The organism is Azospirillum brasilense, assembly GCF_003349955.1.
Lineage (GTDB): Bacteria > Pseudomonadota > Alphaproteobacteria > Azospirillales > Azospirillaceae > Azospirillum > Azospirillum brasilense_B.
The window spans coordinates 1-13299 of the sequence record NZ_QLKQ01000004.1 but is presented as its reverse complement, the minus strand read 5'-3'; the positions used below and the strand labels follow the sequence as shown (position 1 = coordinate 13299).

General features: G+C 68.4%; 14 protein-coding genes. 6 read left to right on the top strand and 8 right to left on the bottom strand.

All coding sequences use genetic code 11. From position 1 onward, the window contains the following. Nucleotides 1-13: 13 nt before the first annotated feature. From DXK32_RS02765 to DXK32_RS02740, 6 genes are all read left to right on the top strand, one after another. Complete coding sequence (locus DXK32_RS02765) at nucleotides 14-967, top strand: ABC transporter permease (protein WP_205215630.1); 954 nt, start codon at nucleotides 14-16, stop codon at nucleotides 965-967. Next, on the top strand, nucleotides 964-1809 hold the full coding sequence (locus tag DXK32_RS02760) for an ABC transporter permease (protein ID WP_114857124.1): 846 nt from the start codon (nucleotides 964-966) through the stop codon (nucleotides 1807-1809). The genes DXK32_RS02765 and DXK32_RS02760 overlap by 4 nt, the downstream gene beginning before the upstream one ends. Further along, a complete protein-coding gene (locus DXK32_RS02755) occupies nucleotides 1806-3482 on the top strand; it encodes an ABC transporter ATP-binding protein (RefSeq protein WP_114857123.1) in 1677 nt (558 codons plus the stop codon). Before DXK32_RS02760 ends, DXK32_RS02755 begins: the two co-directional genes overlap by 4 nt. Nucleotides 3483-3518: 36 nt before the next feature. Then, nucleotides 3519-4679: a mandelate racemase/muconate lactonizing enzyme family protein gene (locus DXK32_RS02750; RefSeq protein WP_114857122.1), complete on the top strand. Its 1161-nt coding sequence runs from the start codon at nucleotides 3519-3521 to the stop codon at nucleotides 4677-4679. A 197-nt stretch (nucleotides 4680-4876) separates the two neighbouring features. Continuing rightward, nucleotides 4877-6130: an aminotransferase class V-fold PLP-dependent enzyme gene (locus tag DXK32_RS02745; RefSeq protein ID WP_247876941.1), complete on the top strand. Its 1254-nt coding sequence runs from the start codon at nucleotides 4877-4879 to the stop codon at nucleotides 6128-6130. Between the two features lie 58 nt (nucleotides 6131-6188). After that, a complete protein-coding gene (locus tag DXK32_RS02740) occupies nucleotides 6189-6563 on the top strand; it encodes a Rid family detoxifying hydrolase (RefSeq protein ID WP_114857120.1) in 375 nt (124 codons plus the stop codon). A 187-nt stretch (nucleotides 6564-6750) separates the two neighbouring features. Here DXK32_RS02740 and DXK32_RS02735 read toward each other — a convergent pair whose 3' ends face one another. From DXK32_RS02735 to DXK32_RS02700, 8 genes are all read right to left on the bottom strand, one after another. Then, the gene (locus DXK32_RS02735; protein ID WP_114857119.1) at nucleotides 6751-7821 is read right to left on the bottom strand and encodes an NnrS family protein; all 1071 of its coding nucleotides are present in this window, start codon (nucleotides 7819-7821) and stop codon (nucleotides 6751-6753) included. Between the two features lie 28 nt (nucleotides 7822-7849). Continuing rightward, nucleotides 7850-8563 (bottom strand): cyclic nucleotide-binding domain-containing protein, encoded by a 714-nt coding sequence (locus DXK32_RS02730; RefSeq protein WP_114857118.1) that lies wholly within the window; start codon nucleotides 8561-8563, stop codon nucleotides 7850-7852. Between the two features lie 22 nt (nucleotides 8564-8585). Continuing rightward, nucleotides 8586-8774 (bottom strand): twin-arginine translocase TatA/TatE family subunit, encoded by a 189-nt coding sequence (locus tag DXK32_RS02725; protein ID WP_114857117.1) that lies wholly within the window; start codon nucleotides 8772-8774, stop codon nucleotides 8586-8588. A gap of 27 nt (nucleotides 8775-8801) precedes the next feature. After that, on the bottom strand, nucleotides 8802-9788 hold the full coding sequence (locus DXK32_RS02720) for an FAD:protein FMN transferase (protein ID WP_114857116.1): 987 nt from the start codon (nucleotides 9786-9788) through the stop codon (nucleotides 8802-8804). Further along, entirely contained in the window at nucleotides 9785-10372 is a 588-nt protein-coding gene (locus DXK32_RS02715; RefSeq protein ID WP_114857115.1) for a nitrous oxide reductase accessory protein NosL, read from the bottom strand. Before DXK32_RS02715 ends, DXK32_RS02720 begins: the two co-directional genes overlap by 4 nt. Then, nucleotides 10372-11202: an ABC transporter permease gene (locus DXK32_RS02710; RefSeq protein WP_114857114.1), complete on the bottom strand. Its 831-nt coding sequence runs from the start codon at nucleotides 11200-11202 to the stop codon at nucleotides 10372-10374. The genes DXK32_RS02715 and DXK32_RS02710 overlap by 1 nt, the downstream gene beginning before the upstream one ends. Then, nucleotides 11199-12068: an ABC transporter ATP-binding protein gene (locus tag DXK32_RS02705; protein ID WP_114857113.1), complete on the bottom strand. Its 870-nt coding sequence runs from the start codon at nucleotides 12066-12068 to the stop codon at nucleotides 11199-11201. The genes DXK32_RS02710 and DXK32_RS02705 overlap by 4 nt, the downstream gene beginning before the upstream one ends. Further along, the coding region (locus DXK32_RS02700) for a nitrous oxide reductase family maturation protein NosD (protein WP_114857112.1) at nucleotides 12065-13299 on the bottom strand (1235 nt) is incomplete at its 5' end. The genes DXK32_RS02705 and DXK32_RS02700, both read right to left, overlap by 4 nt.

Sequence of the window (13299 nt, the reverse complement as noted above, 5' to 3'; positions counted from 1 at the left end):
GCTGGGTCTCGCCGTGATCAGATTCATCGTCAAGCGGCTGGCAGCAGGCATCGTCCTGCTGCTGGTCATCTCCCTGCTCATTTTCGTCGGCTGCGAGATGTTGCCCGGCGATGTCGCGCAAATCATGCTTGGACAGTCGGCCAGCCCCGAGAACGTGGCGGCGTTGCGGGCCGAACTGGGATTGGATCAGCCCGCACCGGTTCGCTATCTGGCTTGGTTGTGGGGCATATGTCATGGCGACTGGGGCGTTTCGATGACCTCCCGCCAACCCGTCAGCGTGATGTTGTCCGAACGCCTGTCCAACACGTTGACGCTGGCCGGACTGACCACGTTGGTCTCGGTTCCCCTGGCCTTGCTGATCGGCATGGTCCTGGCTGTCCACAAGGGCACCCGTCTGGACCGGGTCGGAACCATCGTCATCGTCGGCCTGTGCGCGACGCCGGAATTCCTGGTCGCCACGCTGGGCGTGCTCGTCTTCTCGATCCATCTGCGCTGGCTGCCGGCGATTTCCTACGTGACGCCCGGCTCGGGGGTCCTGACCCTCTTCAAATCCATGCTGTTGCCGTTGGCCACCATGACCATCATCGTCACCGCGCAGCTCGCCCGGATGACCCGCGCGGTGGTCGGCAACATCCTGACACAGCCTTATGTCGAGACGGCCCGGCTGAAAGGCGCCGGATCGGTCCGCGTGATCATGGTCCACGCCTTGCGCAACGCCGTCGGCCCGCTGATCAACATCATCGCGATGAATGTCGCCTACCTCATCAGTGGCGTGGTGATCGTCGAAACCATCTTCGCCTTCCCCGGCCTCGCCCGGCTCATGGCGGATTCGGTTCAGGCGCGCGACCTGCCGGTGGTCCAGGCCTGCGCGATGATTTTCTCGGCCTCCTACATCGGCCTGATCATGGTCGCCGACATCGTCGCCAAGCTGTTCGACAGCCGCAAGGAACCGGGGGCTTCCTCATGATGCCGCACCAGACATCCACCCTGTTCAAAAGCCTGTTCCGGCCGACGCTGCTGTCGGTTGTCGTCGCCCTCCTGCTGCTGGTCGCCTTCGTCGTTCTGGCGGCGCCGTTGCTGCCGCTGCACGACCCCGACGCCTTTCTGAGCAGCGACGGCTTCGTTCCGCCGTCCGGCGAGTACTGGTTGGGCACCGACTTCCTCGGCCGCGATCTGCTGGCGCGGCTGCTCAGTTCGGGCCGCGTCACCCTTGGCATGGCCTTGCTCAGCACCATCCTCGCCCACCTGATCGGCGACACGCTGGGTCTGCTGGCGGCGTTGCGCGGCGGATGGTTCGATGCGGTCGTCAGCCGGATCGTCGACGTGGTTCTGTCCGTTCCCAAGATCATTGCGGGTCTCGTCGTGCTCGCCGTGACCGGCCCGTCCCTCGTCGCCATCGTGGTTCTGACCGCCGTGGTCTATGCCGCCGGCGTGTTCCGGATCGCCCGTGCGCTTGGGCAGGATCTGATCGCACAGGACTTCATCACCGTGGCCCGTGCCCGCGGCGAGGGCAATCGGTGGCTTCTGTTCGGCGAGATGCTGCCGCATGTGGTCATGCCCTTGACCGCGGATTTCGCCCTGCGCCTGAGCTTCGCCATCCTCTTCATGAGCGGCCTGAGCTTCCTTGGTCTTGGCGTGCAGCCGCCGATGGCGGACTGGGGCGGACTGGTCCGCGAAAATCTGGACGGCCTGCAAATCGGTTCCTGGGCACCGATCTATCCGGCTCTCTCCATCGCGGTCGTCTCCGTCCTGCTGAACCTGTTCGTCGACGGCCTGCAGGAACGTGAAAAGAAGGGAGGCGGGGTATGACGCTTCTCCATATCCAGAACCTCAACCTCTCCGCAGACAGCGGGAAACCGATTCTGCGGGACGTCTCGCTGACGCTGGAAAAAGGCCAGATCCTGGCGCTCATCGGGGCATCCGGGTCCGGGAAAACGACCCTGGCGCTGACCGCCCTGGGGCACATGCGGCCGGGCGTCCGCCACGTCTCCGGGCAGGTGCTCTTCCGAGGCGAGGATCTGCTGCGGATGAGCCGGCGGGCACTGGCGCGCCTGCGTGGCCGCAAGCTGGCCTACATCGCCCAGAGCGCCGCGGTCTCCTTCAACCCGCGCATCCGGTTGGACCGTCAGGTCACGGAAAGCAGCCGCATCCATCACACCATGTCCCCCGACGCGGCCCACGCCCGCGCGCGGGAGGTCTATCGGACTCTTGACCTGCCCACCGGCGAAGCCTTTTACAACCGATTCCCCCATGAGGTTTCCGGCGGGCAACTGCAGCGGTTCATGATCGCCATGGGCCTGCATGAAATGCCCGAAATCCTGGTCTGTGACGAACCGACCAGCGCCCTTGACGCCACCACTCAGGTGGAGGTGTTGAAGGCCCTGGACACGGGGATCCGCGCCAGCGGGACCGCCGCCATCCTGGTCGGCCACGACATCGCCCAGGTGGTCCAGGTCGCTACCCACATCCTGGTGATGCGCAACGGCGAGGTGGTCGAGCGCGGCACGGTCGAGCAAATCCTCCATCGTCCCGAACACCCGTACACGCGGCGGCTCCTGGAGATGCACCGCGGTTTCGATGCCGAATCCGGGACCACGGCGGCCCCCGTCACCGCCGCCACCGCGGCAGCGGTGTCCCCGCCCGACCGGACCGACCGGCCGCCGCTTCTCGAGGTTCGCGATCTGGCCGTGTGCTACGGCACCGGCGGTTTCGCGGTGAAGGCGCTCAGCGGTGCGTCGCTGACCCTGAACGGTGGCGAGATGATGGCGGTGGTCGGCGAGTCCGGGTCGGGCAAGAGCACCATGGCCCGTGCCATCGCCGGCCTGGTCCAACCCAGCCACGGCGACGTCCTGGTCAACGGACGGCTGATTGAACGGGACGTGCTCAAGCGTCCCCTCCCCGTGCGCCGGGCCGTCCAGATCACCTTCCAGTCGGCCGACACGTCCCTGAACCGCCACCACACGGTGGGCCGCATCCTCGGACAGGTGCTGACGTTCTTCGGAGAACGCTCCAAGGAGCGCCGCGCCGAGCGGATCCGCGAACTTCTGGAACAGGTCCATCTGCCCGCCGACTACGTCGACCGCAAGCCGAGCCAGATGTCCGGCGGTGAAAAGCAGCGGGTCAATCTGGCCCGCTCTCTCGCCGCCCGGCCGGACGTGCTGATCTGCGACGAAATCACCTCGGCGCTCGACAACATCGTCGCGGCATCGGTGCTCGACCTGATCAACGAACTCAAGCGCGAGCTGAACATCGGCATCCTGTTCATCAGCCATGACCTTTCCGCCGTGGCGGCGATGTCGGACAAGATCATGGTCCTGCGCAACGGCGAAGTCGTCGAACAAGGCCCCACGGCGCAGGTCCTCGGGGCTCCCCGTCATCCCTACACCCGGCTGCTGCGCTCCTCGGTCGCCGCCATGCGCCTCGGATGGCTGGAGGAGGCTTCCGCGCTCCACCGGTCCCTGCGCGATGAACTCGGCGCCTGAGCCTTTATCCCATCCCATTCACCGGACAGCGTCATCATGAAGATCACCAAAGCCACGATCTACGTCATCAACGGCGAGGGCCTCAAACCCGTCATCGTCAAGCTCGATACCGATGAAGGAATATCCGGCCTCGGCGAGGTCGCCACGGCTTATGGCTGCGGCCGGACCGGCGCCGCGGGCATGATCCAGGATCTGTGCGCGCGGTTCGTGATCGGCGCCGATCCGACCCGCATCAACAGCCTGGTCGGCGAGATGTACGACCAGTCCTTCTGGCTGAAGAATCCGGGGGGCATTGCCGGAGCCGGCCTCAGTGCCATCGAGCAGGCTCTGTGGGACATTCGGGCACGGGCGCTGAACGTTCCGGTCCACGAGCTGTTCGGCGGACGGATGCGCGACACGCTCGCCTACTACGCCAATGGCTGGTACTTCGGCGCGACCTCCGTTGCCGATCTGCTGCGCCAAGCGGAGGCGGCCGTGAAGGACGGGCACAAGGCCCTGAAAATGTACCCTTTGGCGCGCATCCAGCCCAACGGGACCCTTCGGCACACCGTCAACCGCTACGCGGATGACCGCGACGCGGTGAACACCGCTTTGGATATCGTCGCGCAGGTCCGGCGCGCCGTGGGCGCCGACGTCTCGCTCATGCTCGATCTGGCCGGTGGTTTCTCGGTGGGCGACACCATCCGCTTCGTCCATGGCCTGGAAGACCTGGATATCGCCTTCATCGAGGAAATCAGCGATCCGGGGGACCTGGGTGCGCTGGAACAGGTGGCCGCCAAGACGAGCATTCCGATCGCCACCGGCGAGCGGCAATATCTGCGGTACGGCTTCCGCGATCTGCTGGAGCGTCGGGCCGTCGGCATCCTGCAGCCGGACATCGGCAACACCGGCGGGTTCGCCGAAACCCATAAGATCGCCGCCATGGCCGATGCCTACGGCGTCAAGGTGCAGCCCCATGTCTGCGGCAGTTCCGTTGCGGCCAGCATCGCCACCCATCTCAGCGCGGTGATCCCGAACTTCTACGTGCAGGAACACTTCCCCTACTGGGCCCGCATTCCCGGCTGGATCGAAGTGGCGACGGAGCCCTTCGAGACCCGCCTGAAGAACGGCGCCCTGCAGATTCCGGACGGACCGGGTTATGGCGTCACCCTGAAGGACGCCGTGGTCCGGGAGCACATCTGGGCCGAGGTTCGCTAAAGCGGATTGCGATCCGCTTTGGACCGCGCCGGCGGTCCCGGTCGCACATGCGACCGGAGCCCGCCGGCGAATGAGGCGCCATGAGACTAAAGCCAACTTTCGTTCGCTTTAGACCGCCCACGGGCGGGTGCGGCACATGTTCAAGACCACCGGGGGAAGGCGGCGCCTTTCCCCGGCGGCCGTTACAAAGCAATCCAATGAACAATATGACCGGAAACGATCCGCGTCCGGCCGGCGCATCCCCTTTGCCTGCCGACATCCTAGACGAGGAACTGGACGCGCTCCGCGCCGAGACGCCGGGGCTCGCCGGACAAACCTTCCTCTTGAGTTGCGGCGCGTCGCTGATGCCACGCCCCGTGGTCGAGCGGATGCACGACTACCTGGATCTGGAAGCCCGGCTGGGCGGATACGGTGCCTTCGCGGCGTCCGAGGAGCGACTGGAACGTGTTTATGGGGCGATTGCCCTGTTGATCAACGCAGCACCCTCCGAGATCGCTCTCGTCGAGAACGCCACGGTCGCGTGGCAGCTGGCTTTCCATTCCCTCGACTTCGCCCCCGGCGATGTGATCATCACCGCCGAGGCGGAGTACGGCGCCAATTATGTGACCCTGCTCCAGATGCAGCGGCGCCGGGGAGTCGATATCCGCGTGTGTCCGTCGGACGAGCAGGGCGTCGTCGATCTGACGGCGCTTGAGCGGATGATCGATCCGAAGGTTCGCCTGATTTCGCTGACGTGGGTGCCAACCAATGGCGGATTGAACAATCCGGCGGCCGCCGTCGGCCGGATCGCCCGCGCGCACGGCATTCCCTATCTTCTGGATGCCTGCCAGGCGGTCGGTCAGATGCCGATCGACGTCCAGACGCTCGGCTGTGACTTTCTGGCCGCGACGTCGCGCAAGTTCCTGCGGGGACCGCGCGGCGCGGGCTTCCTGTATGTCCGCCGCGCGATGCTGGATCGGTGCGAGCCCCCCTTCATCGATCACATCGGCGCCCGGTGGGTGGAGCGCAACCGCTATGAACTGCGCGACGACGCCCGGCGCTACGAAAGCTGGGAAAGCAACCACATGGCGCGGCTCGGCATGGGCGAGGCCGCCGATTATGCGATGGGAATCGGCATCGACCGCATCTGGCGCCGCTGCCGCCGGCTTGCACAGCGGCTTCGAGATGGCTTGGCAAGCGTGCCCAGCTTCCGGACTCACGACCTGGGCGCGTGCCCCAGCGCCATCGTCAGCTTCAGTTCCGATGCCGTGGACCCGCAGAACATCGTCTCCAGGGCTGCAGCCCGTGGCATCGCCATCAGCACCTCGTCGCCGGAAAGCACCCGCCTGGACGCCGAACGCCGCCATCTGCCCACGCTGGTTCGCGCGGCCCCGCACTACTTCAACACCGAGGCGGACGTCGACCAGCTCGTCGCCTTCGCCGAATCCCTGATTCGCCGCGGCGATGGCTGATCCTACGTCCCCGCCCCCGAGCCATAACGAGCCATAACGAGCCATAAGGAGACAGACCGTGACCCCCATTCATACCGACGACGCCCCGGCCGCCATCGGCCCCTATTGTCAAGCCATGCGCCACGGCGATCTGCTGTTTGTTTCGGGCCAGCTTCCCATCGTTCCGGCGACCGGGGCTTTTGTGTCGGAAGACCCCGTCGAACAGATGGCCCAATGCCTTGCCAACATCGCCGCGATTGCCGAGGCCGCCGGCACGGACATCGCCAAATCCCTGAAACTCACCATTCTGGTCACCGACCTGTCCACCTTCGCCGCCCTGAACGATGAGTATGCGAAAGTATTTTCAACGCATAAGCCGGCCCGTGCCTGCTACGAGGTTTCGGCCCTTCCGAAAGGCGCCCAGGTCGAAATCGACGCGATCATCGCCGTGTGAAGCACTCCACAGGACAATGGTGTCAGCTGATGTGGTGGAAGGACCGCCCACCACATCAGTTCAGCGTCGCTTGTCGCCTCGCAGCGGGTCCGACAAGACAGCCAGGGTCCGACCCCATAAGGAGCCTTCCCCGAAGGGAATCGTTGCGATTCAAAGCCCTGGAAAGGGACTTTGTGATGAGCGACGGTCAGTTCTGGTTGACGGTGGAGCAGTTTGGGCGGCCGCGGACGAGAAGACGGCCGAAGGCGACCAGGAACAGGACCACCGCCGCGCTCCAGGCGCCGGCTGCGGCCAGCAGCCACAGCGGGCCATCCTCTCCCGCCGCCGCGGCCACCGCCCGCAGGACGACGGCGAGCGCGGTCAGCGCGTAGCAGCCCGTCACCACCGCCGACCGTCCGAAGGCGTTGCCGGCGTGCTTGCGGATCATGCTCGCCATCACCGCGAAGCCCATCAGCCCGAGCGCCCCGACCGTCCAGAAATGCACCGCCATGCCGGGCGACGCCGCCACGGCGGCGAAACCCAGCGGGACGCAGGCGTAGGCGGCGTGCACGGCGAGGACCGAGGACCGGTCGAGCGTCCGCCAGCCCCGCCATTGCAGCAGCCGGGCCGTCTGCATCAGCGCGGCGAGAAGGCTTGCGGCGGCCGTCGTTCCCGAATTTGGCGCGGCCAGCCAACCGGCCAATGCGCAGGCCGCGGCCAGGGCGGCGGCGTGCTCGAACCAGGGACGCCCGGTGAACAGCGCCGCCTTGCTGGAGAGGCCCAGATGGGTGGCGGTCAGGCTCGGCGCGATGCGCCCGCCCAGCAGCATGACCAGCCCGAGCGACAGCGCCAAGGCGGCCGGGACGGCGTCGCACAGCGCCGCCCCGGCCAGCGCACCGACCAGGGCCGCGACGATGGCGTTGCGCCGGTCCCGCGCGGCGACGACCTGTGCGGTCACGAGCAGGGCCAGCGCAGCGAGGAACGGCGCGTGCGCGGTGGCCACCCAGGGCGACAGCGCCCGTCCCGCCAGCCAGGGCGGCACGAGGAGCGGCCAGAGGCGCGCGCCGACCAGCGGTTGCCCGGTCCAGCGCGGCAGGGCGGTGCGCAGGAATCCCGCCATCATCGCCGGCAGCGTGCCGAACAGCAGCGCCCGCCCGTGCCACCCCGCCGGGTCGGCGATCACGCCGGACACATCCCACCCCAGCAGGACCGGCAGCCACAGCCCCACCGCCAGCAGCGCGTCCAACGCCGTCAGCAGGAAGAAGGGACGGAACGGCACCGTCAGGCCCCGCCCCGTCCGCTTCCGATCACGGGTGATGACCGTTCAGCGGACCGACGTTGCAGTGCCGCCGAAGTTGCTCGACCGACCGCACCCGGACGGTGTTGCCGGTGACGTGCAACTGGTGCGGGGTCAGTTTGGTGAAGGTGCGCGACAACTGTTCCGGCGTCATGCCGAGGCGGCTGGCCAGCACACGCTTGCTGACCGGCAATTCGACCGTTGCGCCGTCCTCCGCCTCGTCCTCAGGCGACGGATCGACCTGCGACAGGATGAAGGCGGCAAGCCGCTGGGTCGTCGTGCGCAGCTTCAGATTCTTGACCTCGCGCACCAGACCGCGGCATTGCCCGACCAGCGTGCTCATCAGCCGCAGCGCCAGCGCGTGGTCGCGGGCCACCTGCGCGCGCAGGACGGGAGCGGCCAGCATCAGAATCCGCGACGGTTCCAGCGTCCGCGCCGACATCAGGTAAGGCGCGTCGGCCAGCACCGCCGCCGGCACGAAGCAATCGCCGGGGCGCACGATGTCGATCACCGTCTCCTGCCCCGCCTCGTCGCAGCCGGCCAGCATCGCCGTGCCTTCGACGAGGATGTGCAGGAAATCGGGGATCTCGCCCTCCGCGAACAGCCGCGTCTCGCGCGGGAACCATTGGAGAAGCGCCCCGTAGGTCAGCGCTTCCAAGGTCTCGTCGCCGACTCCCTCGAACAGCGGGAAGCCGCGCATCAGCGTCAGGGCGCCCTGTCTCATCGTCCCGGCTCTGCTGTCGCGGTCAGGCGTCGGAGGCGGGCTTGCGCGTCGCCTCGACGAGAACCGGTGCGTCATCGTCCTTCAGGCCGGCCTTGAAGGACTTCACGCCCTTGGCGAGGTCGCCCATGACCTTGGGCAGCTTGCCCGCCCCGAACAGCAACAGGACGAGCAGCAGGACGATGGCCCAATGCATCAGGCTGAAACTTCCCATGACGATGGTCTCCCGGGTGAAGGACGGTCAGGCGCGCAGCGCGAGGACGCTGCCGTCGCGGCGGGTGAGGCGGGCGGCGGTGCCCGGAAAACGGTCGAGCAGGACGGCGGCCCGCGCTTCCGGCGCAACCGACAGGGCGGTGGACAGGGCGTCGGCGGTGGTGGCGTCGGGGGCGAGCACGGTGACCGCCAGCCACTCCCGCGCGCAGCCGCCCGTCGCCGGGTCGAACAGGTGGGTGAAGCGCCCGGCGGGATCGAAGGGCGTGCCGTAGCCGCCCGACGTCGCCACCGCCCGCTCCGCGATCTCCAGCGTGCCGGCGTTGCGGCCCTCCACCAGCGGATCGGCGAGGCCGACCGACCAGGGGCGGCCCGAAGGGTGATGCCCGAGCGCGCGGATTTCGCCCAGATCGACCAGCACGTCGGTCATGCCCTCCGCCCGCAGCCGTTCGGACACGCGGTCGGTGACGTAGCCCTGGGCGATGCCGTTCAGCGTCACCGCCATGCCGCGCCCGGCGAAGGCGACGCGGCCCGGTTCGATGCGGAGCTTGCGATGATCCACCAATTCCCGGGCGGCGCGGAGGACGGCCTCCGGCGGGCCGGCGGGGTCGGCGCCGGGGCGGGCGAAATGGCCGGCGTAGAGCTGCCACAGCGGCTGCACCGTCGGGTCGAAGGCGCCGTTGGTGCGGCGGCTGACGGCCGCGGCCTCGGACAGCAGCCGGACCAGATCGGCGGGCGGCGCGTCGAGAACGCCGTCGCGGTTCAGGCGGGCGAGCGCCGAATCCGTCCGGTAGAGGCTGAAGACCCGCTCCAGCCGCGCGACCTCCTCCAGGCACAGGGCGATCAGCCGGTCGGCCTCGGCGGGGTCCGGGTGCGCCAGCTGGATCATCGAATCCGCGCCCAGCGCGACGCCGCGCCACGTCCGCACCGGCACGCCCGCCGCGCGGAGGCCGCCCGGCAGAAGCGCCAGCCCGGCGGCCACCGCGGCGATGCCGAGAAAGCGGCGGCGGGTGGTCATGGCGTGCCTCCGTGTCCGGCGCCGTGGCCGCCGCCATGCTCCATGCCGTCGTCGGCCGCGGTCTGCTCGGAGGGAAGCGTGGGATGCAGGATCTCGTCCTCGGTCACCTCGGCGAAGCGCTTGATCGCGCCGCCGTTGTCGGCGGCGAAGCGGCGGGCGGCGGCCTCGTCGCCGAAGGGGAAGGGCTCGGCCTCGCCCATGCCGCCGCGCTGGCGGCTGCCCACCACGTACCAGGCCTTGCGCGCCTCGATCCAGACGGTCAGGTCGGGCTTGCGCGGGTCAGGGGCCTGGCCGACGTCGGTCACGTAGATGGCGCGGACGTCCTTCTCCTCCTCCGGCAGCATTGTGAAGGCGAAGGTGTCGCGGACGGAGGACAGCCAGACCGGGCGGTCGCGCCCGCCGACCAGGATCTGCCCCTTCGGGCCGGGATGGTCGGCGAGGTTCATGCCGCAGTAATGGCCGATCGCGTCGGCGGTGATGGCGACGGGCGGCGGCGGGGCGGTCTCCGCCGTCTGCTGCTGGCAGGCGGACAGCGGCAGCAGCAGGCAGGCGGCCAGCAGCGTGGCTCTCAGGGCGATGTTCATCAGATCTGCCTTCTGGAAAAGAGGACGGCGGCCAGCGCCAGCGGTGCGGCGACCCAGCCGGCCAGCACGGCCAGCAGGACGGAGGCCGACACCTGCACCTGCGCGGCCAGCCCGGCGGTGCCGGCGAACTGGCTGACGCTCTTGAAGCCGGTCAGGTTGAAGAGGCGGAAGGCGTCCGCCGGGTTGGCGAGCAGCAGCCCGTTCAGCAGGCCGGCGTTCACCGTCTTGCCGCCGTCGGCCACCAGCAGCCCCAGCAGCGCCATGTCGTAGAGCAGGACCAGAACCAGCCAGATCGCCACGGCGATGCCGGCCGCCGTGCCACGGTCGCGGACCAGCGTGGAGGCAAGGTAGCCCATGGCCGTGAAGGCGGCACCCAGCAGAACGCTCGACCCGATCATGGCGGCGAAGGCGCGCCAGCTCTCCGGCCCGATCTCGCTGCCGCTCATCGCCAGCGCCACCCCGGCGGCGCCGTAGCCGAGCACGGTGGCGAAGGCGATGATCGCGGCGTGGCCGAGGAACTTGCCGATCAGCACCTGCCAGCGTGCCACCGGATAGGACAGCAGCAGAGTCATGGTGCCGCGGTCGATCTCGCCCACCACCGCGTCGAAGGACAGCAGCAGCGCGATCAGCGGCAGCAGGAAGATGGTCAGGCTGGACAGGCTGACGATGGTCACCTCCACCCGGCCGACGCCGACCGTGCCGGTCGGGGCGGCCCCGAGGAAGCTCAGCGTCAGCGCCAGCGCCGCCATCAGCAGCGTGGTGGCGACGACCCAGCGGTTGCGCAGGCCGTCGCGCACCTCCTTGGCGGCGATGGTCAGAAGCGTGTTCATTCCGCAGCCTCCCGGCGCAGGAAGTGGGCGTACATCTCGTCCAGGCTCGGCTGGACGACCTCGATGTCGGCAAGCTCAGGGCCTTCGCAGGCGATCCGGCGGAGCGTCGCCACCTTGTCGTCGTTGGCGCAGGCCGTCTCCACGACCTCTCCGGACGGCCGGGTCAGGCGGATGCGCACCGGAAGCTGGGCCAGCCCGCGCAGCGTGGCGAGCGAGCCGTCGGCGACCTTGCGCCCGCGGTTCATCACCACGACGCGGTCGGCCTGCCCCTCCAGCTCGGTCAGGGCGTGGCTGCACAGCAGGACGGTGGTGCCGGCGTCGCGCAGGTCCCGCACGATCTCGTAGAAGCTCTGGCGGAGCGCCGGGTCGAGGCCGGTCGTCGGCTCGTCGAGGAACAGCACCTTCGGCCCGCCGAGCAGCGCCTGGGCCAGCGCCAGCCGCTGCCGCATGCCCTTCGAATAGGTGCCGACACGGCGCTTCACCGCGGCGGGCTCCAGCCCCACCCGCTCGAACAGCGCGTCGTTGCCGTCGCGCGGCACGCGCTTCAGCCGGGCGTAGAAGTCCAGCGTCTCCCGCCCCGTCATGCTGGGGTGGAAGGCGACGCTTTCCGGCAGGAAGCCGACCTGCCGCCGGATGTGCGAGGCGGCGGCACTCGCCGGGTCGCCGCCCAGCACGCGGACGCTGCCGGCGGTCGGCGTGGTCAGCCCGAGCATCAGCTTGATCAGCGAGCTCTTGCCGGCGCCGTTGTGGCCGACCATGGCCACGCATTCTCCGGCGGCGAGGTCCAGATCCACCTCGCGCACGGCGAAGGCGTCGCCGTAGCGCTTGGAGACTCCCTCCACACGGATGGTCGCTGTGTCGGTCATTGGTCGTTCCTTTCCGCCGTTTGGCGCAGCGCCGGAGACGGCGGCGGGCTCATCAGGGGGGCGCTGTCGATCACGCCGCCGGGGTGCAGCGCCGGGAACTGCTTCTGCGCCCAGCGGATCACCTGCACGCCGGGGCTGTTCATCAGCAGCTTCGCCGCCGGATAGGCCCACATCACGCGATCGACGACGTCGTTGGGGCGGTAGGCCTCGTCGGCGACGCCGTCGCCGTTCAGGTCGAAGGCGGCGTTGTCGGACCAGTAGTTGCCGCGCCCCTTCTCCGACCAGTCGAGGTGACGGGTCCCGACATACTTGACCTGGGTGCGGTTGCTGATGAAGGCGTTGCCGGTCAGCGTGTTGCGCTCCGACCCGGCGGTGAAGTGCACGCCGATCTCGCAGCCCTCGAACCGGTTTCCGGTGAAGCGGTTCTTGTTGGCGTTGTAGATGAAGACGCATTTCCAGGTGCCGGTGCGCTGGCCCTCCACCGGGCCGTCGGTCGCCACCGGCATGTCCTTGTCGGCCACCACCTCCACCGGCGCCGCCTGTTCGGGCGACAGATGGCCGTCGATCACGTTGCCCTCGATGAGCGCGCTGTTGGCGTAGTTCAGCAGCAGCCCGTGCTCCCGGTCGCCCTGCGAGCGGTTGTTCCGGATCACCAGGTTGTTGGAATACATGATCGCGTAGCCGACATGGTTGCCGACCGACAGGTTGTCCGACACCTCGGAATCGTTCGTGTACATGTAATGGACGGCGAAGCGCACCCGCTCGAACCGGTTGCGGGCGAACAGGTTCTTCTTCGACGTCGTGGTGAAGATGCCGTCGCGCCCGTCCTGGACGCGGTTGTCCACCACCTGCGTGCCCGGCGCGTTCCACAGCTGGATGCCGTTGCCGCGTTCGGACAGGCGCAGGTCGGTGCGCCCGATGACGTCGTTGCGCTGGACCATCACGTCGTGGGCGCCCCAGACATAGATGCCGATCAGGTTGTCGCGCAGCCGGTTGCCCTCGATCACGCCGCGGTGCGCCTCCTTGCCCAGGAAGATTCCGGTGTTCTGCTCGGACAGGCTGATGCCGGAATTGCGGACCTCGACGTTGCGTACGGTCACGTCGGGGGCGAAGACCGTCACGGCGTTCCCCTCCCCTCCCCCGTCGATGACGGCCCCCGGCTCGCCGAGCAGCGTCACCGGCTTGCGGACCACGACGGGGCCGGAATGCGTGCCGGGGGCGAGGACGAGCG